At 70.4% G+C, this 21589-nt stretch carries 19 protein-coding genes; 7 read left to right on the top strand and 12 right to left on the bottom strand.

Annotated features, from left to right (window positions below; all coding sequences use genetic code 11):
* Positions 1–497: 497 nt before the first annotated feature.
* A complete protein-coding gene (gene pcrA, locus B042_RS0114565; RefSeq protein ID WP_028648920.1) occupies positions 498–2825 on the bottom strand; it encodes a DNA helicase PcrA in 2328 nt (775 codons plus the stop codon).
* A gap of 145 nt (positions 2826–2970) precedes the next feature.
* On the opposite strand from pcrA, the gene B042_RS0114560 reads away from it, so the two are divergent.
* Positions 2971–3906: a nucleoside hydrolase gene (locus tag B042_RS0114560; protein ID WP_036555107.1), complete on the top strand. Its 936-nt coding sequence runs from the start codon at positions 2971–2973 to the stop codon at positions 3904–3906.
* Positions 3907–3920: 14 nt separating this feature from the next.
* Here B042_RS0114560 and B042_RS0114555 read toward each other — a convergent pair whose 3' ends face one another.
* Both B042_RS0114555 and B042_RS0114550 read right to left on the bottom strand, forming a co-directional pair.
* On the bottom strand, positions 3921–4592 hold the full coding sequence (locus B042_RS0114555; protein ID WP_028648918.1) for a response regulator transcription factor: 672 nt from the start codon (positions 4590–4592) through the stop codon (positions 3921–3923).
* A gap of 69 nt (positions 4593–4661) precedes the next feature.
* Entirely contained in the window at positions 4662–5864 is a 1203-nt protein-coding gene (locus B042_RS0114550) for an ATP-binding protein (RefSeq protein ID WP_028648917.1), read from the bottom strand.
* A 221-nt stretch (positions 5865–6085) separates the two neighbouring features.
* On the opposite strand from B042_RS0114550, the gene B042_RS0114545 reads away from it, so the two are divergent.
* Positions 6086–7426 (top strand): PspC domain-containing protein, encoded by a 1341-nt coding sequence (locus tag B042_RS0114545; protein WP_028648916.1) that lies wholly within the window; start codon positions 6086–6088, stop codon positions 7424–7426.
* Positions 7413–7625 carry a hypothetical protein gene (locus B042_RS0114540; protein WP_028648915.1) on the top strand — a complete coding sequence of 71 codons (213 nt, stop codon included), beginning with the start codon at positions 7413–7415 and terminating at the stop codon, positions 7623–7625. Before B042_RS0114545 ends, B042_RS0114540 begins: the two co-directional genes overlap by 14 nt.
* Here B042_RS0114540 and rsmA read toward each other — a convergent pair.
* Positions 7579–8505: a 16S rRNA (adenine(1518)-N(6)/adenine(1519)-N(6))-dimethyltransferase RsmA gene (gene rsmA, locus B042_RS23290; RefSeq protein ID WP_051415704.1), complete on the bottom strand. Its 927-nt coding sequence runs from the start codon at positions 8503–8505 to the stop codon at positions 7579–7581. The genes B042_RS0114540 and rsmA overlap by 47 nt on opposite strands.
* Before the next feature lie 227 nt (positions 8506–8732).
* Here rsmA and B042_RS0114530 point away from each other — a divergent pair, with 227 nt between their 5' ends.
* The 3 genes from B042_RS0114530 to B042_RS0114520 all read left to right on the top strand — a co-directional run bounded on the left by B042_RS0114530 (position 8733) and on the right by B042_RS0114520 (position 13071).
* Entirely contained in the window at positions 8733–9827 is a 1095-nt protein-coding gene (locus B042_RS0114530; RefSeq protein WP_028648914.1) for a CaiB/BaiF CoA-transferase family protein, read from the top strand.
* 91 nt (positions 9828–9918) lie between these two features.
* Positions 9919–12231 (top strand): hypothetical protein, encoded by a 2313-nt coding sequence (locus B042_RS23285; RefSeq protein WP_051415703.1) that lies wholly within the window; start codon positions 9919–9921, stop codon positions 12229–12231.
* 486 nt (positions 12232–12717) lie between these two features.
* The gene (locus tag B042_RS0114520) at positions 12718–13071 is read left to right on the top strand and encodes an STAS domain-containing protein (protein WP_028648913.1); all 354 of its coding nucleotides are present in this window, start codon (positions 12718–12720) and stop codon (positions 13069–13071) included.
* 171 nt (positions 13072–13242) lie between these two features.
* Here the strand turns inward: B042_RS0114520 and B042_RS0114515 are convergent, their stop codons facing one another.
* Positions 13243–13950, bottom strand: coding sequence for a M50 family metallopeptidase (locus tag B042_RS0114515; RefSeq protein WP_028648912.1), 708 nt, complete (start codon positions 13948–13950; stop codon positions 13243–13245).
* Positions 13951–14238: 288 nt separating this feature from the next.
* Between B042_RS0114515 and B042_RS0114510 the strand changes: the two genes are divergently transcribed.
* Positions 14239–14496: a hypothetical protein gene (locus tag B042_RS0114510; RefSeq protein WP_028648911.1), complete on the top strand. Its 258-nt coding sequence runs from the start codon at positions 14239–14241 to the stop codon at positions 14494–14496.
* A gap of 44 nt (positions 14497–14540) precedes the next feature.
* Here the strand turns inward: B042_RS0114510 and B042_RS0114505 are convergent, their stop codons facing one another.
* The 7 genes from B042_RS0114505 to ehuC form a co-directional block, all read right to left on the bottom strand.
* Entirely contained in the window at positions 14541–14987 is a 447-nt protein-coding gene (locus B042_RS0114505) for an SRPBCC family protein (RefSeq protein WP_028648910.1), read from the bottom strand.
* A 12-nt stretch (positions 14988–14999) separates the two neighbouring features.
* Positions 15000–15956 carry an NUDIX hydrolase gene (locus B042_RS0114500; protein ID WP_028648909.1) on the bottom strand — a complete coding sequence of 319 codons (957 nt, stop codon included), beginning with the start codon at positions 15954–15956 and terminating at the stop codon, positions 15000–15002.
* A 77-nt stretch (positions 15957–16033) separates the two neighbouring features.
* On the bottom strand, positions 16034–18109 hold the full coding sequence (locus tag B042_RS0114495) for an RNA degradosome polyphosphate kinase (RefSeq protein WP_081748795.1): 2076 nt from the start codon (positions 18107–18109) through the stop codon (positions 16034–16036).
* Between the two features lie 209 nt (positions 18110–18318).
* Complete coding sequence (locus tag B042_RS0114490; RefSeq protein WP_028648907.1) at positions 18319–19254, bottom strand: CPBP family intramembrane glutamic endopeptidase; 936 nt, start codon at positions 19252–19254, stop codon at positions 18319–18321.
* 157 nt (positions 19255–19411) lie between these two features.
* Complete coding sequence (gene ehuA, locus B042_RS0114485) at positions 19412–20236, bottom strand: ectoine/hydroxyectoine ABC transporter ATP-binding protein EhuA (RefSeq protein ID WP_028648906.1); 825 nt, start codon at positions 20234–20236, stop codon at positions 19412–19414.
* The gene (gene ehuD / locus B042_RS0114480) at positions 20223–20828 is read right to left on the bottom strand and encodes an ectoine/hydroxyectoine ABC transporter permease subunit EhuD (RefSeq protein ID WP_369797708.1); all 606 of its coding nucleotides are present in this window, start codon (positions 20826–20828) and stop codon (positions 20223–20225) included. The genes ehuA and ehuD overlap by 14 nt, the downstream gene beginning before the upstream one ends.
* Positions 20829–20857: 29 nt before the next feature.
* A complete protein-coding gene (ehuC, locus tag B042_RS0114475) occupies positions 20858–21586 on the bottom strand; it encodes an ectoine/hydroxyectoine ABC transporter permease subunit EhuC (protein ID WP_028648904.1) in 729 nt (242 codons plus the stop codon).
* Positions 21587–21589: the final 3 nt, after the last annotated feature.

Here is a 21589-nt window from a genome sequence, read left to right as displayed (position 1 = left end):
TCCCGGTCGCTCTTCCGTGGAAGGCGCCCGCGTTTCCACCGCGTCAGCGGCTTTACGCTTTGTTGTGTTTCCACTTTATCAGCCGTTCCGTGTCCCCGCCAAATCCGGCGGTTCGTGCGAAACACCCGAACGGGGTGGGACACCCGTAAGGCTGTGTGCTTTCAACGGACCAGAATTCCGACCCGTATTCGGCGACCCCCCGACTCTACACAATCCGAAGTACTACTCGAACCATGTGGGGACGAAGAAGCGATGTCCTTCGATAACCGGGGAACGACCGGCACGTCCGTGGAGGAAACCACGTACGTCTCGCTCGGTCTTCCCCAACTGTACCCCGGCGAGGGAGCGCTCGTGACACGTTTCCCGCGCATCGCGGGTGTCGCGTCCTCCATCGACAGGATCAACTTGGACACAAAGTCACAAAACCGACACCACGCCCAGCCATATCCGCTGGTCATACCCCTCATCCACGGCTTGGGACGCCTGGGGGACGAACCCTAGAGCTTCTCGATCGGGGCGTACTTCACCACGAGGTCCTTCTCCCCGATGTCCGCACCGAAGTCGATCCTCGCCTTGGTCCTGTCACCGCCGCCCTCGACCAACCGGACCCGTCCCATACCGAACGAGTCGTGGTTGACCAGGTCGCCCACGCTCAGGGTGGGCGCCTGCTTCTGCTTCGACGCGCCGCCCCGGCCGCTGGAGCCTCCCCCCGAACCGAACACCGACCGGCCGCCGATACCCCTGCTCGGCGGTGCGGCCAAGACCGATGCGGACCGGCGCCACTCCACCAGGGACGGGGGAACCTCGTCGAGGAACCGGGACGCCGGGTTGTACGACGGGGTGCCCCAGGCGCTGCGGACGGCCGCACGGCTCACGTACAGCAGCCGCCGCGCCCGCGTCAGGCCCACGTACGCCAGCCGCCGCTCCTCCTCCAGCTCCGACTTGTCGCTGAGCGTACGCATGTGCGGGAAGACCCCGTCCTCCATACCCGTCAGGAACACCACAGGGAACTCCAGCCCCTTGGCCGAGTGCAGCGTCATCAGCGTGACCACACCGCCCTCGTCGTCCTCGTCGGGGATCTGGTCGGTGTCGGCCACCAGGGAGACACGCTCCAGGAAGTCCACCAGCGTCGGCTCGCCCGGATCGACCGGCTCCGCCCCGTCCTCGTCCTCCTCGTCCACCGGTTCCCGCCCCACCAGCTCGGCGAAGGTGTACTCGAACTCCCGGGCGAGGTCGACGAACTCCTTCAGGTTCTCCACCCGGCTCTCATCCTGGATGTCCTTGGACCCGGCCAGCTCGGACAGATACCCCGTCCTGTCCAGTACCGCCTCGACGATCTCCGCCGGCGTCCCCGTCGGCACGATCTCCGCGAGCTCGTCCAGCAGTGCGGTGAAGTTCCCGATCGCCTTCGCCGAGCGCGCCGCCAGCCCGGGGATCTCGTCGAAGCGCCGCAGCGCCCGGGCGAACGACGTCCGCTCTCTGGCGGCGAAGAGCTCCACCGCCTCCTCCGCACGCGCACCGATCCCGCGCTTGGGCACGTTGATGATGCGCCGGAGGCTGACGGTGTCCTCCGGGTTGGCCAGGACCCGCAGGTAGGCGAGGACGTCCCGGATCTCCTTTCGCTCGTAGAAGCGCAGCCCGCCCACGATCTTGTACGGAAGGCCGGTGCGGACGAACACCTCCTCCAGCACACGGGACTGGGCGTTGGTGCGGTAGAACACCGCCACTTCGCCGGGGCGGACCGTACCGTCGTCGGTGAGCTCGTCGATCTCCCCGACGACGAACGCCGCCTCGTCGTGCTCGTTGTCGGCGACGTATCCCGTGATGGCGGCGCCCTCGCCGTTGTCCGACCACAGGTTCTTCTCCGGGCGCCCCTCGTTGCGGTCGATCACCGCGTTGGCCGCCGACAGGATGGTCTGCGTGGACCGGTAGTTCTGCTCCAGGAGGATGGTCCGCGCGTCCGGGAAGTCCCGCTCGAACTCCAGGATGTTGCGGATGGTCGCACCGCGGAAGGCGTAGATCGACTGGTCCGCGTCACCCACCACGCACAGCTCCGACGGCGGAACCGCCGGGGCGCCGCCCCCGGAGCCCTCCGCGTCGGTGCCCACCAGCTCGCGGATGAACACGTACTGCGCGTGGTTGGTGTCCTGGTACTCGTCGACCAGCACGTGCCGGAACCGGCGCCGGTAGTACTCGGCCACGTCCGGGAACATCTGGAGCAGGTTGACGGTGACCATGATCAGGTCGTCGAAGTCCATGGCACCCGCCTCGTGCAGGCGCTGCTGGTACAGCTTGTACGCCTCGGCGAGCGTCTTCTCCTGCTCGGTCTGCGCCTGCCCCGCGAAGGTGTCGTAGTCGACGAGTTCGTTCTTGAGGTTGGACACCTGCGAGGAGAACGACTTGGGTGGGAACCGCTTGGGCTCCAGGTCCAGCTCCTTGCAGACCAACTGCATCAGGCGGGCGGAGTCGGCCGCGTCGTAGATGGTGAAGCCGCTCGGGTAGCCGAGCCGGTGCCCCTCCCTCCTCAGGACGCGCACACACGCCGCGTGGAACGTCATCGTCCACAGCGTCCGGGCGGCCCGCGGGCCCAGCAGTGCCTCGATGCGCTCCCTCATCTCGGCGGCGGCCTTGTTGGTGAAGGTGATCGCGAGGATCTCCCCGGGGCGCGCCCCGCGCTCGGCCATGAGATAGGCGATGCGGTGGGTGAGGACACGGGTCTTGCCCGAACCGGCGCCCGCCACGATCAGGAGCGGTCCACCGCTGTGGGTGACCGCTTCGCGCTGGGGACCGTTCAGACCTTCGAGAAGCTGCTCTTGGGAGGACACGTCCCCCAGGTTACGGCTCCCCCACGACAGGGGATCCGTCCCCGTCCGTGCCCCAGCCCCCACCGAAACGGCAACGAAGGACACCAGCGGACGTTCTACGCTGGACGCAGCGCCGTTCCACCGCCACCGAAGGAGCTCCTCCGCCATGGGCACGCGTGTGTTCGTCGACTGCGATCCCGGGATCGACGACGCCGTCGCCCTCGCCTACCTCGCAGCACGGTCCGACGTGGAGATCGCCGGTGTCGGCGCGGTGTTCGGCAACAACGGCGTGGAGCGCACCTCGGACAACGCCTTGCGGCTGCTGGAGCTGTACGGCCGTGCCGACACACCCGTCGCGGTCGGCGCCTCCCGGCCACTCGTCCAGCGTCCGCGGTCGGCCCGAGCCGTCCACGGCGGCAACGGTCTGGGCGATGTGGAACTGCCCGCCCCTGCCGGTGCGCCCGTCGCGGAGTCCGCGGCCGAGCTGCTAGTCCGCCTGGCACGCGAGACACCCGGCGCGCTCGACGTCCTTGCGGTCGGTCCGCTGACCAACCTGGGCCTCGCCCTGCGACTGGAACCGGACCTGCCGACGCTGGTGCGCCGCCTGGTCGTGATGGGCGGTGCGGTCCGTGCCCCCGGCAACACCGGAACACACGCCGAGGCCAACGTGGCCAACGACCCTGAGGCCGCCGAGGCGGTCTTCGCCGCCGGGTTCGACCTGGACCTGGTGGCGCTGGACGTCACCATGCGCACGGTCGCCACCGCGGCGTGGCTGGATGAGCTCAAGGGCGTCCCCGGCGAGCGTGCCGAGCGCACATCGGCCTTCCTGGACTTCTACGCCGACTTCTACTCCGGGGTCTTCGGCGTGCGCCAGTGCGCGATGCACGACCCTCTGGCCGCGGCGGTCCTGCTCGACCCCCACCTGGTGACCGAGTCGCTCCACACCCCGATCCGGGTGGAGCTCTCTGGGACACTGACCCGCGGCATGACCGTGGCCGACCTGCGCCCGCGCCCCCGGAGGGACGACCGCCGCCCCGCGCGCGTCGTCACCGGGGTCTCGGGGACCGAGTTCCTGTCCCGGATGCTCGACGCGCTGCGCTGACCGAACGCCCCGACTCAGACCAGGCGGCGCGCCGTCGCCCACCTGCTCAGCTCGTGCCGATTGGAGAGCTGGAGCTTGCGCAGGACCGAGGACACGTGCGTCTCGACCGTCTTGACCGAGATGAACAGCTCCTTGGCGACCTCCTTGTAGGCGTAGCCGCGGGCGATGAGCCGCAGGACCTCGCGCTCCCGCTGGGTCAGCCGGTCCAGTTCGGGGTCGACCGGCGGAGCGTCGGTCGCGGAGAAGGCGTCGAGGACGAACCCGGCCAGCCTCGGTGAGAACACGGCGTCGCCGTCGGCGACCCGGACGATCGCCTGGGCCAGGTCACCGCCGGAGATGGTCTTGGTGACATAGCCGCGGGCTCCGCCGCGGACCACCCCGATCACGTCCTCGGCCGCGTCGGAGACCGACAGGGCCAGGAAGCGGATCTGCGGGTGCTGGGCCAGGACCCGGCGCAGCACCTCGACACCCCCGCCCCCCGGCAGGTGGACGTCGAGCAGCACCAGGTCGGGCCGGGTCTCGCCGATGACCTGGACGGCGCTGTCGACGTCCCCCGCCTCGCCGACGCACTCGACCGCGTCGCCGAGCTCCCCGCGCACCCCGCTGCGGAAGAGGCGGTGGTCGTCCACGATCACGACGCGCGGAACCGCGTCCCCGTCACTGAAACTCACGCTCTCCTCTGTCACACTCCGGAGCCTATCCAGGAAGCGGAGCGCCCGGCGGCCGCTGTCCGCATGAGGCCACTCCCCGAACCGTCACAGCTGCGGGATCCTCGGCATCCGAAGCTGTACCTCGGTGCCCTCCCCCGGTGCGGTGCGCAGGCGCGCCGCACCGCCGTGGCGCTCCATCCGGCCGATGATGGACCCGCGCACCCCCATGCGGTCGTCGGGCACCGCGTCCAGGTCGAAACCGGTGCCCCGGTCGCGGACGAACACGAGCACCTCCTCCGCCTCGACCTCGCCGAACACCGAGATGTGGTCGCTCCCGGCGTACTTGGCGGCGTTGACCATCGCCTCCCGGGCGGCGCGCAGCATCGCGGCCAGTCCGTCGTCGATGTCGCAGTCGCCCACGCACACCACCTCGATCGGGACGCCGTGCTCCTCCTCGACCTCGGCCGCGACGCGCTCCAGCCCCGGCGACACCGTCGTCTCCGTGTCCGCGGGGCGCTGGTAGAGCCAACTGCGCAGCGCCCGCTCCTGAACGCGCGCCAGCCGCTGGACCTCCCTCGGGTCCTCGGCCCTGCGCTGGATGAGGGTCAGGGTGTGCAGAACGGAGTCGTGGATGTGCGCGGCGAGTTCGGCGCGTTCGGCGTTGCGGATGCGCTCACGGCGCTCCTGGTCGCGTTCACGGATGAGGCCGACGATCCACGGAGCCACGACCAGCGAGATACCCGCGATCAGGGTGAAGGCGAACGTGAGCCCGGCGCGCGCCTCCTGGAGCTGCTGCTGGAACAGGAGGAAGCCGATCACGCCGACGACGATGAGGAGCACCCCCGCGCCGGTGCGCGTGAGCCCCCTGCGTCCGGCCCGGTGGACGGTGGAGGACATCCACTCGTCGCGCTGGGCCGGGTTGGCCTGGCGCCACAGGATAGCGCCGCCGAGGGCACCGAACACCAGGAACCACAGGAACGGGTCGAACACGCCGCCGAAGAGCAGGAAGAGGACGCCGATCCCAGCCGCGAGCCCCACGTAGGCGATGAGCTGGGACACGTCGCGCCCTCGGCGCCGGGAGCGCTCACCGCCCTCCTCCTCGGAAGCGGTCTCCTCCAGCGGGGTGAAGAAGTACAGGGCCACGTACACCGCGACCCCGATACCGCCGACGGACAGGGCCATGAAGGCCAGACGGACCACGACGGGGTCGACGCCCAGGTGCCGGGCGAGCCCTGCGGCGATCCCGCCGAGGAGTCTGCCGTCCACCGCGCGGGTGAGCCGCGGGGGCCCCGCGGCCGTAGGTTCCACCGCCCGATCACCGCTTCCGTCCGTGGCCGCACGGGTAGGCGTGCGGCCGTCGAGGTCCGAGGTCCTCGACCAGGATGCACCCGGGCCCGGTGCCGACACCATCGGGTCCCTCCCCTGCTCCGGCTCCGGCTCCGGTCAGGGTGGTTTCAGGGTCGTCCCGGATTCCTCCGGTCCCCCAGGGGGGACACGATGGAGGTGTGAGGGGAGCATGGTGATCGACGATGACTGACGATCCGCCCGGTGACGGCCCGGGGCCGGTACGGGGCGGCAGTGCCGGAGCCCCCGCGCGCGAACTCCGCAAGAGCGATGAGGAACGGGTGCTCGCGGGGGTCTGCTCGGGCCTGGGCCGCTACACGGACACGGATCCGTCGGTGTGGCGCTCCGCCTTCGTCCTCACCTCGTTCGCGGGCGGCACCGGGATCATCCTCTATGTCGCCGCGTGGATGCTGATGCGCGACTCCGAGGGCGTGCCCGCGACGTTCGAGCAGATGCTGGACCGGAGTATCCCGTCCCGGTCCGTGCCGACGCTGCTCACCGCGGGGCTCGCCGCTGCGACGGCCCTGAGCCTGATCGGCGGGTTCGACTGGTCGACGCTGGTCCTGGCCACCCCGCTCATCCTCGGTCTGCTGTCGGCGCGCAACCGGGGAGTGGACCTCAAGGGCCTGTTCACGGGACTGCGCGCGGATCTGCGCCGACGGGAGCCACCGCCGGCCACACCTGCGCCCGAGGCCACACCCGCCTACTACAACCCGGCACAGCCCTGGGCCTCCGCTCCGAAGGGTCCGGTGGACCTGGCCGTGGTGGCACGGCGTGGGGCCCACGGGGACGAGGAGGAGGACGGCGGTGATGGGTCGGCCGACCACACCGGGTGCGGGAAGGGCCTCCCCCTGGCCTCGCTCGCGCTGTGGACGATCGGTGCCCTCGCCGTCGTGGCGCCGATCGCGGCCTTCGGGTGGAGTTCCGACCTGTGGAGCCAGGCGACCGCGGAACTACTGCTGGGCCCGGAGACCGGGGTGTTCTTCCTCTCCGCCGGGCTCGGCGCGGTGGGGATGTACGCCCTGCTGGGTACCTGGTGGGGCAACCCGCGCGGTCTGGTGCCGCTGGGACTGGCCCTCGCGCTCGCGGCGGTGGCCTCCCTGTCGACCGACCTGGCGCGTATCCGGGTCGACGGTGTCGACTGGCGTCCGACGACGGTGGCCGAAGCGGAGGCCGACGCGTACCGGCTGACCCTGGGAAACGCCGAGATGGACCTCACCGGGCTGACGGACCTGGAGCCCGGGGACACGGTGGAGGTGTCCACCCGGGTGAACGGGAAGACGACGCTGGTCCTGCCCGGTGACGCCCGTGTGGAGGTCGTGTCCCAGGTGGGGCTCGGAGCGGTGCGGATCGCCCCGGAGGACGACGGACCGGTGGTGGAGTCGGGGTTCTTCGTGGACCACCGGAGGGTGTTCGGACCGACGGAGGACACGGGTGCCGCGCGGGACGGCGGTGCCCCACCGACGATCAGCGTGCGCACCGACTCACTGGTCGGGCTTGTGGAGGTACGGTATGGCCAAACGTAGGACCGACTGGGGTTCGCTCACGGCGGGGCTGCTGTTTCTGGGCCTGACGGTCGCACTCGTGGTGCGGGGTACGGGCGGGGCGGATTTCGATCCCCTGTGGCTGCTGCCCGTGCTGGCCGCGGGGCTGGGCGTGGCCGCGGTGGCCCGCGGGCTCACACGTCCGCGCGGCGACCGCGACGGGACCGGTTCCCGGGACTGACCGTCTCGGGGGCGTGTTCGGCGATGGCCGCGAACCCCTCGATCCCCAGCGACTCGCCGCGCGTCCTCGGGTCGATCCCGGCCGCGCGCAGAGCGGTCTCCGCCGCGGCCGGGGAGCCCGCCCACCCCGAGAGCGCCGCGCGCAGGGTCTTGCGGCGCTGGGCGAAGGCGGCGTCAACGACATCGAACACGTCCTCGCGCGGAGCCGTGGTCTCGGGGGCGGGGCGGCGGACCAGTTCGACCAGCCCGGAGTCGACGTTGGGCGCGGGCCAGAACACGTTGCGGCCGACGGCGCCGGCGCGCCTGGCACGGGCGTACCAGGCGATCTTGGCGGAGGGGACGCCGTAGACGCGGCCGCCCGGGGCGGCGGTGATCCGGTCGGCGACCTCGGACTGCACCATGACCAGCACCCGTTCGAGGGTGGGCAGCAGTTCGAGGAGGTGCAGCAGCACCGGTACGGACACGTTGTAGGGCAGGTTGGCCACGAGCGCGGTCGGCGCGGGCCCGGGGATCCCGGTGACCCTCATGGCGTCCCCGTGCACGGCCGTCAGCCGGTCGGCGAGGTCGGGGGCGCGGTCGGCGACGGTCCCGGGCAGTGCCTCGGCCAGGACGGGGTCGATCTCGACCGCGGTGACCCGGCGCACGTGCGGCAGCAGGGCGAGGGTGAGCGATCCCAGCCCCGGTCCGACCTCGACGACGACGTCCTCGCCGGTGACGCCGGACTCCCGGACGATGCGGCGCACCGTCCCGTGGTCGATGACGAAGTTCTGGCCCAGGGTCTTCGTGGGCCGGATGCCGAACCGTTCGGCGAGCGCGCGTACGTCGGAGGGTGTGAGGAGCCGGGAACGGTCGGACGGGTCGGGGCCGGGTGTCTGTGTCACGCACCCATTCTCCCACTCCGGCCGCCCGGTCCTCCCCCGGCGGCTGCCGGTGGCGCGCGGAGCCCCGACCCGGCACAATGAACCGAACGTTGTTCTAGAGAGTGTTCCCTCCGCCCGCCCCACCCCGCGCGGCACCCCTGAGGCACAGCGCCGCGTCCGAAGACGCTCTAGCCGACGTGACCCACCGCTCACCCCGATCGTCCGGTCAAGGTTCAGGAGGCAGCGCCATGGGACCCCTCAACGGAATCCGCGTCGTCGAGTTCACCGGGATCGGCCCCGCACCGATGGCCGGCATGCTCCTCGCCGACCTGGGGGCGAGCGTCCTGCGCCTGGACCGCCCGGGTGCGGCTCAGGCGATGGAGTCGGGGGCGGGCGGCCCCCGCATGAGTGAGGGGCGCGCGGTCGTGGGGGCGGACCTGAAGTCCGGCGAGGGGCGCGCGCTCGCGCTCGACCTGGTGGGGCGCGCGGACGTGCTGTTGGAGGGCTTCCGGCCCGGGGTCATGGAGCGCCTCGGCCTGGGCCCGGACACGTGTCTGGAACTCAACCCGCGCCTGGTCTACGCCCGTGTGACCGGCTGGGGACAGGACGGCCCCCTGTCCCGGACCGCCGGACACGACATGAACTACATCTCCGTCAACGGCGCACTGCACTCCATCGGCCGCGCGGACGGGCCGCCCGTGCCCCCGATCAACCTGCTCGGCGACTTCGCCGGCGGCACGATGTTCACGGTGACCGGGATCCTCAGCGCTCTGGTGGAGCGGCAGGGCTCCGGGCGCGGCCAGGTCGTGGACGCCGCCATGGTGGACGGCAGTTCGCTGCTCATGTCGATGCTGCACGAGGACCGTTCCAAGGGGGTCTGGACGGACGAGCGCGGTACCAACTACCTCGACACCGGCGCCCCCTGGTACGACGTGTACGAGTGCGCCGACGGCCGCCACGTGTCGGTGGCGTGCATCGAGCCCCAGTTCTACGCGGCGTTCCTGGAGGGCCTCGGACTGACCGAGGAGAACCTGCCCAACCAGTGGGACCGGCGGGGCTGGCCCCGGCTGCGCGAACGCTTCGCCGAGGTGCTGCTCACCCGGGGCCGGGACGAGTGGGGTGAGGCCTTCGAAGGCACCGACGCGTGTGTCATGCCGGTCCTGTCCCTGGAGGAGGCACCGGACCACCCGCACGTGCGGGAGCGTGGAACACTCACGCGCGAGGGCGACCGCCTCGTCTCCGGACCCGCGCCCCGGTTCGACCGGACCCCGGGAGGGGTCACCCGCGGCCGGGCGCTGCCCGACGCGGCCGCCGTCCTGGAGGAGTGGGGCGTCGGCCCCTGATCCCCGAACCGCGCCGTCTGCGGCGGGTCCCACCACACGGCCCGGCCTCTCATTAGGGTGTTCGTCCGGTCACTGGGCGAAGGGGGAGGCCATGCCACCGACACGGAACCGAGCCGTCCGCTCGGCACCGGGCCGGTCGGCCCTGCTCCTCCTCCTGTCCCTGACCGCGGTGCTGGTCTGGGCGGCGCCCGCCTGCGCGCACACCCCCGCGCGCACCGGGACCGCCGACGGACCGGTGGTGCTGGTGGGTGTGCCCGGCCTTCTGTGGGAGGACGTCACGGCACGGGACACACCGACCCTGTGGCGGATGGCCGAGCGTGCCTCGATCGCCAACGTGTCCATCCGCACCGCCACCTCCCGGACGTGCCCCACCGACGGCTGGCTCTCGGTGTCGGCGGGACAGCGCGCGTTCTCGCTGCGGGAGCGGTTCACGGTGTGCGAACCCGCTCCGCGGCCCCAGCCGGTGGCCGCGCCGTCGGCCGTCGGGGGGCTCGACGGTGTCCTCGAGCACGACCCCGCCGGGGACGAGGTGTGGATCCCCGGCTACGGCTCCTTCGTGCAGCGCAACGACACGTCGGTGTTCGAAGCGCCGGTGGGCCTGCTCGGACAGGCCGTACGCGACTCGGGCGGGTCCACCCTGGCGGTCGGGCCCGGCGCCGCCCTGGGCGCAGCCGATGCCTCCGGGCGGGTCGACCGCTACCTCGACCGGCCCGAGGATCTCACCCCGGGGCTGCTGCGCGGGGCCGCGCTGACCGTGGTCGAGCTGCCGGAGCTGACCCGCCTCTACCCCTCGCCTCCGGAGTCCGGTGACGGCCCGGCCGACCCCGACGACGTCCCGGCCTGGGAACGCGATACGGCGCTCGCGACCATCGACGCCCGGCTGCGCGCCCTCATCCGGATCCTGCCGGAGGGGGCCTCCCTCATGGTGGTCGGCGTGTCGATGGACACGGGGCCCTCCGAACTCACCGTCGCCCTGTCCGGGGAAGCCGTGCCGGGGGGTGTGGAGTCCGCGGCGAGCTTCCTCGCCTCCGACTCCACCCGGCGCGCGGGGCTGGTGGCGCTCACCGACACCACGCCGACCGTCCTGGCCGCGCTGGGCCTGGACTCGGCCCCGCCGACCTCGGGGCGGGTCTGGCACACCGCCGAGCGGCCGCCGACCACCGAGGCGGCGGTGGCCCGGCTGGTGGAGTTCAACACGGCGGCCACGGTGGTGGGAGCGGCGATCCCCGGGTTCTTCAGCGGGCTCGTCGCCGTCCAGCTGCTCATCTACGCGGCGGCGGCAGGCGCGCTGCACCGCTATTCGGACGGCCAGCGCGCCAAACGGGCCCTGGTGCTGTCGGTGACCCGGGTCGTGGCGCTGGCCGGGGCGTCGTTCCCCGTGGCCAGCTATCTCGCCAACCTCGTCCCGTGGTGGACGTCCCCGGTGCCGTTCCTGTCACTGCTGGGATGTGTGGTGGCGGCGGACGCACTGGTGGTGACCCTCGCCGTGGCGGGGCCGTGGCGCCGCTCCGTCCTCGGTCCGATGACGGTGGTGGCGGGGGCGACCACGGCCGTGCTCTTCCTCGACCTGTGCTTCGGCGCGCGCCTGCAGATGAACGCCACGACGGGGTACTCCCCGATCGTGGCGGGCCGGTTCTACGGGATCGGCAACATCGCGTTCGCCACGTTCGCGACCGGGATGCTCATGGCGGTGGCGGGGGGCGCGCACGTACTCATCTCCAGGGGGTACCGGCGCACGGCGGTGGCGGTCGCCCTCGCGGTCGGGAGCGCGACCGTGCTGATCGTGGGCTGGCCCGGACTCGGCACCGACTTCGGCGGGGTGATCGCCCTCGTTCCGGGGCTGGCGGTGACCGCGATGATGATCGCGGGGGTGCGGATCACGCCCGCACGGCTGGGTGCCGCGTGTGCGACCGGGGTCGTGGTGATCGGCGCGCTGGCCTGGTCCGACCTCCAGCGCCCGCCGACCGAGCGCAGCCACTTCGGAACGTTCGCCGCTCAGGTGGTCGGCGGCGAGGCGGGGACGGTCCTGGTCCGCAAGCTGGCGGCGATGCTGGGCACCTTCGGCAACTGGCAGCTGACCCTGCTCGCGGGGTGCGCCCTGCTGTTCCTGTTCGTGGTGCTCAACCGGCCGACGAACTGGCGGATGGGGGCGCTCCAGTGTGCCTACGAGCACGCCCCCACGCTCCGGGCCGGGCTGACCGGCTCCCTCGTCACCGCCCTCGCGGGGTTCGCGGTCAACGACTCGGGAGTGGCGATCCCGGCGATCGCGCTGACGGTGGCGGTCCCGCTCACCCTGTCGGCGTGTGTGTGGGCTCTCCAGCGGGAGGATCCGGTCCCGCCCGGACCGCCGAATCCGGTGGAAGGGCTCAGCACCCACTCTTCCGGTCGCTGTGGCCGCGCATGACAGAGACCGGTTCAACACGAAGATGCGTCACTCACGTCACGAATCGGCCACGGAGCTGTGGTAGAGTCCCGGCTTGGGTGGTCCTCACCAGCACGTCTGTCGGCCACCGAACCGGGCCGTTCACGCCCGATCCGCCGCACATCACTCGTTCACGCGGCAGGAGCCCCGCACGTATCGCGTACACGGCGCGGTCTCGTGCCTCTTGTGCCGCACCCGGCGCACGGTACCGTCGTCCGTAGGTCACGGCCGCGTTCCGTGCAGCCGACACCGCACGCTTTCCCGACCGGTCCGTTCTCGAACGGGCCCGGCGGGAAAGGCGTTCCGTTCCCGGGTCCGGACCGGGGCACCAGGCAAGGAATGTGATTGAACCACCAGCTTCGCTACCGAGGTAAGGCAACGGACGCACCGAACGGCACCCGCGCCCCGGGGCGCATGCGGCCCGCCTCGCCGATCCGTCTGGTTCGGCCCGAGTACGCCGGAGTGGCAATGCCCGACCTGACCATCTCCTCCACCCTGAACGACGCCGGGCGGGTCCTGGCGCTGAACGGGGAGATCGACATGGCCACCGAGCACCGTTTCCAGGAGGCGGTGATCGATGCCCTCAGCACGCAGCCGTCCGGCCGTGTCGTGCTGGACTGCACCGACCTGGCGTTCATCGATTCCAGCGGGCTGCGCGTGCTCATTCGCGCACACAAGACCGCCCTGTCCCAGCAGGCCCTGCTCGCCGTCGCCGCCCCGGCCGACCGTGTGCGCCGGACGCTGCGCGTGACCTCGCTGGACACCCGGATCCCCGTCTTCGACTCGGTCTCGGAGGCCCTCGCCGCCCCCCGCGCCGCTTGAACGCCGGGGGGAGACCGCGGAGGGCCAGTGCTCCCGCCGCCTGGCCTCAGGCGACGGGCGAGGCGGCAGTGACGACGAACACCGGCCTCCTCGGCAGCCGAGCACCCCGGGGAAGGGCCGCCCCTCAGGCCTCCTTCGAGGAGGGGCGGCGGGCGGGCCGGCGAGGGACCGTCAAAGCAGCAGCAGCCACACTCCGAGGCAGGTCACGGCGAGGGTGACCGCTCCGAAGACCACCACCCACAGCGTTCCGGGGACACCCGTGAGCCTGGCGAGCTGGTCGGCGTCGGAGTGCGGTGAGGGCTGGCGCAGACGCTGCGACTGGAGTTCGATGACCGGGCGGATGCCTGCGAAGAGCAGGAACCAGATGAACAGGTAGGCGAACGCGGCCTGGATGTCGGGCGGGGTGAACCAACTGACGCAGAACACCACGGCACCGGTGGCCACGATCGACAGCACTCCGTAGAGGTTGCGGATCATCAGGAGCATCAGTCCGAGGACCGCGATGCTCAGCCACAGGAGCGCGGTGATGCGGTCGGCCATGAGCATCAGGATGCCCAGGAGCCCGACCACGGACGGGGAGACGTAGCCCGCGAACACGGTGAGGACCATGCCGATACCCGTGGGCTTGCCGCGGGAGACCGTCACCCCGGAGGTGTCCGAGTGCAGCCGGATCGCGGTGAGCTGGCGGCCGCTGAGCAGGGCGACCAGGGCGTGCCCGCCCTCGTGGGCGATGGTGACGACGTTGCGTGCCACGCGCCACGGAGGGCCGATGAGGACGGCCGCGAGGGCGACGGCGGCCGCGGCGACGACGATCCACTGGTCGGGTGCGGGTTGTACGGACAGGACTTCCCGCCAGACATCGCCGAAGCTGTTCTCCACCGCTGCTCCTGATTCGTCGTCCCACCGCCCCGGGTCCGCGTACCGGGCGCGCTCACGCTCAGCCGAACTCTAGGACGTATTCCACGGAAAAACACCTTGGTGCACGTTGCACGGTATCCACCGGACACTCCCCCGAGGCTCCGTTATGGGATGCGCTGACCGCGCACACACAGGGCGTGGCTGGCTGGATTCGCCTCCACGAGCGCGATGAACTGGCCAAACGGAAAGCACTGACCTACAGTCACGACTGTCAGTAGTTCATTAGATACGCACGGTAGGAATTTGCACGTGAAACGTCTCGCCGCACTCGCCCTCGTGACCATGGCGACCGGTGCCGCCGTCAGCATGGCCGCCGCCCCCGCCTCCGCCTACGACGGCTCGGACCACAAGCACTGGTGGTACCCGAAGGACCACGGGTACTACTACGAGGACTCCAGGCACGACGGCTGGTACCACCCGGACCACGGCCACCACGGCAAGGACAAGGACAAGGACTACAAGGGCCACAAGGGCAAGCACCACGGCCACGACGGCTACCACTGGTAGACGCAAACGCGGGTCCGGCCGGCCCGGGTCGGCCGGACCCCCTCTCAGTCCCGCCCGGCCCCCTCCGCCACGGCCTTGAGCCGCACCAGCGTCGCCTCGATCCCCCGCGCGTTCCTCGCCGGCATCCCGGCCAGCACGTAGTAGGCGGCCAGCCCGTGGGCATAGTCGAAGGTCTCGGTCACCCTGGTCCCGCCCCCGGGCAGCTCCTCCAGCTCGTAGCGCCAGCGGTGCGGGCCGACGTGCCGCCAGGCGATGAGGCGCCCCTCCTCGAACTCCACCACCCGGTTGGTCATCCTGTAGGGCACCCCGAACATCCGCATGTCCATACCGAACCGGGAGTCTCCCGACAGCCGCTCCGGCCCGAAGACGGGGGCGCCCACGGTGCCCGAACCGTCGAACTCCCCGTGCCGGGAGGGCGTGGCCACGAGGTCGAAGACCCGCTCGGCCGGGGCGTTCACGGTGATACTGCGCGAAACTCTGTGCTTGGCCATAGGGGAATCATGTCACCCGCGCACAGCGTGCCGCTCCACCCCCGCCAGTCCGCCGCCGCGCGCGAGGTGTACCGCCCAGAACGCGCCCTTGCGCAGGCCGAGCTGCTGGGAGACCGGTGCGCCGAGCTGGGTGAGCGCCTCCCGCATCAGGTGGGGGATGATCTCGCCGTGGGTGCACACCACGGTCGGCCGCCCCTCGGCCAGGATCGCCGCGAAGGCCTCCCGCGCCGCCTCCACGTGGAAGTCCCCGGCCTCGCCCCGGCCGTTCACGGGCACCGTGAGGGCGCGCTCGGTGCGCATCGGGGCGTCGAACTCCACGCTGTAGGGCAGCAGGGACTCGGTGCACCGCGCCGCCGCGGAGGAGACCACCCGGGCGGGACCGTAGGCGGCCAGGACCTGCGGGAGGGCGAGCGCGTCGGCGCGTCCGGTCTCGTCCAGGGGGCGGAGCAGGTCGTTGCCGTCCCAAGAACGCTTCTCCCCCGCCGACAGGTGGCGCAGGAGGATCACGGGGAAGGTGTCGGCGGGTCCGGCGCGGAAGTTGTCGAGCACCTTCACGTCATGGGCGTAGGTGAGGCGGGACAGGGCCGCCTCGACCGGGACCCACTCCACCTCGTCGACCTCGTCGTTGGGTTCGTAGTCGATCGCGCGGCCGGGCTCGGCGGGGGTGGCCGCCCACCACTCGACCTGTTTGGGCCACCCGTCCTTCAGGTAGTGCTGCGGCGGGAGCCTGCGGCCGAGAACGGGCCTGAGCCCCGTCTCCTCCCTGACCTCGCGCACGGCACCCGTGATGGGGTGCTCGCCGTTCTTGAGCTTGCCCTTGGGCAGGGTCCAGTCACCACGGTCGGGCCGCCGGATGAGGACGACCTCCGGGCCCTCGGCTCCGGTACGCCACAGGACGGTGCCGCCGGCCCGGATGGGCTCCAGGTACCCGCCCACCGCGGTGTCGCGCGGCGGGAAGGCACTGGTCACCTGGGCGGGGCCGGCCGCGTCGGGGGGCTGGGGCTGGTCCTGGGGGCTGTGCTGGTCGATGGTCTCGGACTCCTCCGTCAGTACTCCGTCGCCCGCGGGCGACGGTCACCGCGCAGGGCCTCCTGGAGGTCCACGAGCGGTTGGCCGTCGTCATCGTACCTGGCCCGTGTCCAGGTGCCGTCGGGCTCCAGCCGCCAGGCCGAGGTGCTGTCGGCCATCGCCAGGTCCACGAGTCCGACCAGGCGTCGGCACTGGTCGGGGTCGGAGATCCGGACCAGCGCCTCCACGCGCCGGTCCAGGTTGCGCGGCATGAGGTCGGCGCTGCCGATCCAGACCTGGGGACGCCACCCGTTGGCGAAGATGAAGATGCGGGAGTGCTCCAGAAAACGGCCCAGGACACTGCGGACACGGATGTTCTCGGACAGTCCGGGAACGCCCGCGCGCAGAACGCAACTGCCGCGCACCCACAGGTCGACACTCACCCCGGCACGCGAGGCCCGGTACAGGGCATCGATGATCTCCCGGTCGACCAGGGAGTTGACCTTGATGCGGATGCGGGCCGGGTCGCCCTTGAGGGCGTTCTCGATCTCCGTGGAGATCTGCTCCAGCAATCCGTCCCTCAGCGCCGAAGGGGCTACCAGAAGCCTTCTGTAGCGGGACTTGTGGGAGAATCCGGTAAGGCTGTTGAAGAGGTCGCTGACGTCCTCCCCGACCTCGGAGGAGGCACTGAACAGGCCCAGGTCCTCATAGATCCGCGCGGTCGCCGGGTTGTAGTTTCCGGTGCCCACGTGGCAGTACCGCCGGAGCAGGCCGTCGTCGTCCTGCCGGATGACCATGGAGAGCTTGCAGTGGGTCTTCAGTCCGACGACACCGTAGACGACGTGGCAGCCCGCGTCCTCCAGCTTGCGGGCCCACTGGATGTTGTTCTGCTCGTCGAAGCGGGCCTTGACCTCGACCAGGACGACGACCTCCTTGCCCGCTCGGGCCGCCTCGATGAGCGCGTCCACGATGGGCGAGTCACCGCTGGTGCGGTACAGGGTCTGCTTGATCGCCACGACCTTGGGGTCTCCCGCCGCCAGGGCCAGGAAGCGCTCGGTGGTGGTGGCGAACGACTCGTAGGGATGGTGGACGAGGATCTCGTCCTTGCGGATGGCCGCGAAGAGGTCGCCCGAGTTCAGGACTGGCGGCTCCACCGGGACCATCGGCGGGAAACTCAGTTCGGGACGGTCCACGTCGGCGATCTGGGACAGTCCGGCGAGGTTCAGCGGGCCCGGGACCCGGTAGACCTCCTCGTCGGCGGCACCGAGCTCCTCCATGAGGATGGCCAGAACCTCTTCGGAGATGGACTGCTCCACCTCCAGCCGCACCAGGGGTCCGAAACGCCGGCGCAGGAGTTCCTGTTCGAGGGACTGGACCAGGTCGTCCGTCTCGTCCTCGTCCACTTCCAGGTCGGCGTTGCGGGTGACACGGAAGGCGTGGTGCTCGACGACCTCCATCCCCTCGAAGAGCTGGGGCAGGTGGGCGGCGATGATGTCCTCCACGGGGACGAAGCGCCTGCCCTCGCCCGCGGCGAGCTCGATGAACCGCGACAGGGACCCGGGAACCTTGACCCGGGCGAACATGCGCCGTTCGTCACGCGGATCGCGGACCGTGACCGCGAGGTTGAGCGAGCGACCGGAGATGTAGGGGAAGGGATGGGCCGAGTCGACGGCGAACGGTGTGACGAGCGGGTAGATGGAGCGGCGGAAGAGCCCGTGCAGGTACTCCCGCTCGGCCTCGTCGAGCTCGTCCCAGCGCACGATGCGGATCCCGACCTCGCGCAGGGCCGGGGCGACGCTCTCGTGGTAGCAGGCGGCGTGGCGGAGCATGAGTTCGCGCGTGAACTCCGAGACCCGCTCCAGGGTGGCCCGCGGCTGGTGACCGCTGGAGGAGGGCACGGCGAGGCCGGTGGCGATGCGGCGCTTGAGCCCGGCGACCCTGACCATGAAGAACTCGTCGAGGTTGCTGGAGAAGATGGCCAGGAAACGCGCCCGCTCCAGGAGCGGGACCTCCTCGTCCTCGGCGAGTTCGAGGACCCGTTGGTTGAACCGCAGCCAGCCCTCCTCGCGGTCCATGAAGCGATCCGGCGGGAGTTCCTCGGCGGTGGGTTCCACAGGCGTGGACGCTGATTCCGTGCTCACAGTTGGCAGACTCCCCCCTCGTGATGACCATCAAGTGACGCTCGGATGATGGGAAGATGACCCCCTTACAACTGCTATGCGGAGTGTGTACCCATCAGCCCCCGTACACCCGATCATCCAGTAGGGATTTTCGTACCATGTTTCCCATGGGTTAGGGGAGGGTGTATGGAAGGCGACTTCTCTCAGAACAAGGGCGACGTTACCTCTGGCCGCAGGAGGATGAGCAGGCCGCAGAGGTGGACCAGCACGTTCAGCCAGATGTTGCGGTAGCACGTCCACAGGCAGCCGTGGAAGAGGGCGACCGACCCGTAGATGCACAGCGCGAGACCGACGTCGTACACCGGGTCCGTACGGCTGAACTGGCCCACGATGTCATACGGCTGGGTGAGGGCGTAGCTCAGCGAGTAGAGGCCGGCGGTCGCGAAGATCCCACCCCACCGCCCCATGACCAGTTCCAGCCGGGTCTGCACCATGCCCCGGTAGAAGATCTCCTCGCACACCGAGATGAGCGCGAAGGCCAGGACGAGACCCAGCGCAGCGAGTGAGAGACCCGTCAGGCCATAGGCGGGCATGGCGGCGACCCCGAGCACGACGAGGAAGAACACCACCGGAATGAGGCCGAGCCAGCGCCAGGGTTCGCGCACGATCACCACGAGCAGGGCCATGGCGGAGCCCGGACCACTGACGGTGTACCCGGCACGGTCCATGAAGAGCAGCGGCAGGGCGAGCATGAACAGCAGCCGGGAGACCATCGCCGCCGACATGCGCAGGTCCGCACCGATCTCCCCCGACAGCAGCGAGAAGATCCCCGACAGCAGGACCATGAGCACGATGAACCCGCCCAGGAAGCCGAGGAGCAGGCCGAGCTCACGGCCGACGGGGTGCTCCTCCAGCGCCAGGCGGATCCTCAGGTCCAGCCCGTCCCGGTCGCCGAACCACCGGACGAGGACGAAGGCCATGACCGCCCCGACCACCTCGGCCCCCCACCCCGTCAGGAAGATGGGAAGGTCCGGGCCCAGGATCTCAGCGCGGAGGCTGGCACTGGCGAGCATCGCGAACACGACCACTGCGAAGAACACACCCGCCGAGGTGAGCCCCCAACTTCGCGTCTCGGTCACAAGAGTCCCCCCTGCCTCAGGACACCCATTCTGCCCAAGGAGAGACTAAAAGCATCCTCATGACTACGGTATGTCGTGGTTAGGGCAAGCCGAAGAGCACCAAAAGCGGCGGCCGGGGCGCGGTCCCCGCGCCCCGGCCGCCGCCCGGTCGACTATGTCAGTGGCCGTTGTCGAGCACCGAGCTGAGGAAGGCCTTGGTGCGCTCCTCCTCTGGGTCCTCGAAGATCTTCTCCGGGGTCCCCTCCTCGGCGATCCGGCCCTTGTCGAACATCAGCACGCGGTGCGAGACGTCCCTGGCGAAGGCCATCTCGTGGGTGACGCACAGCATCGTGATGTCGGTGGTCTCGGCCACCTGGCGCAGCACGTCCAGGACACCGGCCACCAGCTCCGGGTCCAGCGCGGACGTCACCTCGTCCAGGAGCAGGATGTCCGGCCGCATGGCCAGCGCACGGGCGATCGCCACGCGCTGCTGCTGCCCGCCGGACAACTGGGTGGGGTGGGCGTCGATCTTCTCCCCCAGCCCGACCAGGTCCAGCAGCTCCTCGGCCCGCGCGTTGGCCTCGTCCTTGGGCAGGCCGAGGACGTGCACGGGCGCCTCGGTGACGTTCTTGCGCACCGACATGTTCGGGAACAGGTTGAACTGCTGGAACACCATGCCGATGCTCTTGCGCTTCTCACGCAGGTAGCCCTCGCTGGCGGGTACCAGCTTGGAGCCCCGGCGCATGTGGCTGAACGGCTCACCGGCCACCTGGATGTGGCCCTCGGTGATCTTCTCCAGGGTCATGAGCAGGCGCAGGATGGTCGTCTTGCCCGAACCGCTGGGGCCGATGAGGGTGACGCGCTCGCCGGGCTCGACCGAGAAGTCGAGGTGGTCGAGGACGGTGAGGTCACCGAAGCGCTTGACCACCTTGTCGAAGACGATCTGCGGCTGGCCCTCACCCGCCTGGGGTTCTTCTGTGTCCGGGGCGTCAGACGGCGGCATAGCGTCTCTCCAGTCGTCGGATGATGATCGCGGACGGGATGCTCACCAGGAGGAAGAGGAACCCGACCATGGTGTAGGCCTCCACCACACGGAAGCTCGCGGAGCCGATCTGCTGGGCCCGGGTGAGCAGCTCGGCCACACCGATCGCGATGAGCAGCGGTGTGTCCTTGAACATGGAGATGAGGTAGTTGCCCAGGGCCGGGATGACCTTCCGGATGGCCTGGGGCAGCACGATCGCCCCCCACGTCCGGGTGGCAGGCAGGCTGAGCGCCCGCGCGGCCTCCCACTGCCCCTTCGCCACGCCTTCGATGCCCGACCGGTACACCTCGGCGGTGTAGGCCGAGTAGTGCACCCCGATGACGACGACACCCACGGTCATCCCGGAGATGTTGGGCGGGGTCAGGAAGAAGACGAAGACCAGCTGCACCACCAGGGGCGTGGTCCGGACGAACTCCATCACGACGTGCAGGACGGACCCCGCCACGGGCACGCGCCGTGCGATGGCGATCAGCAGCCCCAGGGAGAGCGCGATGAGGTAGCCCATCGCGGTCACCTGGACCGTCACCAGGAGCCCCTCCAGCAGAGTGGGCATGGAGTCGAGGGTGAATTGGAGATCCCAGGTCACTGTGCCACCCCCACCTTCGTACCGGTCTTCGGAGGCCGAAGGAGAGCGAACAGTCCCGCACCACCGGGCGGGGTCCGTCCCAGCTTCCGGTTGGCCCGCCGTTCGAGAAGGCGCATACCGAAGATCAGCACCTGCGCGATGACGTAGTAGAGGATCAGGGCACCGGAGAAGGCCACGATGGTCTCACCGGTGGCTTCACGCATCTGATCGGCGACCGCCGTCAGGTCCGTGACACCGATGAGGTAGGCCACCGCCGTGGCCTTCATGAGCTCGATGACCAGGTTGCCGAACGTCGGCAGCATCTGTGCCCAGGCCTGCGGAACCACGACCAGCCGGGTGCGCTGGAACCAGGACATGTTGAGCGCGACCGTGCCCTCGATCTGGGCCCTGGGCACAGCGTTGATCGCGGCACGGACCACCTCGGCACCGTAGGCGCCGACGTTCAGCCCGACCGCCAGGATCGCGGCGAACACATCGTTGAGCTGGAACCCGGTGGCCAGCGGAAGCGCGTAGGCCATCCAGAACATCAGCACCAGGGCGGCGATGCCCCGGAAGACCTCCACGTAGACCGTGGCCACGGCCCTGGGCAGCCCGTGCTTCATGCTGCCCAGGATGCCGAAGGCCATGGCCAGGACGAAGGCCAGGGCACAGCCGCCGATGGTGAGCTGGATGGTGACCCACGCGCCGTCGAGATAGAGCGGCAGCCGCTCGATCAAGAACTGCACGCG

The organism is Nocardiopsis sp. CNT312 (assembly GCF_000515115.1).
GTDB lineage: Bacteria > Actinomycetota > Actinomycetes > Streptosporangiales > Streptosporangiaceae > Nocardiopsis.
This window is presented reverse-complemented; position numbering and strand designations above follow the sequence as displayed.

What these genes read in the sequence shown, in the direction of transcription:
- B042_RS0114560 (WP_036555107.1), top strand. Translation starts at nt 2,971, where the DNA reads ATGGGCACGCGTGTGTTCGTCGACTGCGATCCCGGGATCGACGACGCC.
- B042_RS23285 (WP_051415703.1), top strand. Translation starts at nt 9,919, where the DNA reads ATGCCACCGACACGGAACCGAGCCGTCCGCTCGGCACCGGGCCGGTCG.
- ehuA (WP_028648906.1), bottom strand. Translation starts at nt 20,236, where the DNA reads ATGCCGCCGTCTGACGCCCCGGACACAGAAGAACCCCAGGCGGGTGAG.
- B042_RS0114530 (WP_028648914.1), top strand. Translation starts at nt 8,733, where the DNA reads ATGGGACCCCTCAACGGAATCCGCGTCGTCGAGTTCACCGGGATCGGC.
- B042_RS0114540 (WP_028648915.1), top strand. Translation starts at nt 7,413, where the DNA reads ATGGCCAAACGTAGGACCGACTGGGGTTCGCTCACGGCGGGGCTGCTG.
- ehuD (WP_369797708.1), bottom strand. Translation starts at nt 20,828, where the DNA reads ATGCCCACTCTGCTGGAGGGGCTCCTGGTGACGGTCCAGGTGACCGCG.
- B042_RS0114505 (WP_028648910.1), bottom strand. Translation starts at nt 14,987, where the DNA reads ATGGCCAAGCACAGAGTTTCGCGCAGTATCACCGTGAACGCCCCGGCC.
- B042_RS0114545 (WP_028648916.1), top strand. Translation starts at nt 6,086, where the DNA reads ATGACTGACGATCCGCCCGGTGACGGCCCGGGGCCGGTACGGGGCGGC.
- B042_RS0114520 (WP_028648913.1), top strand. Translation starts at nt 12,718, where the DNA reads ATGCCCGACCTGACCATCTCCTCCACCCTGAACGACGCCGGGCGGGTC.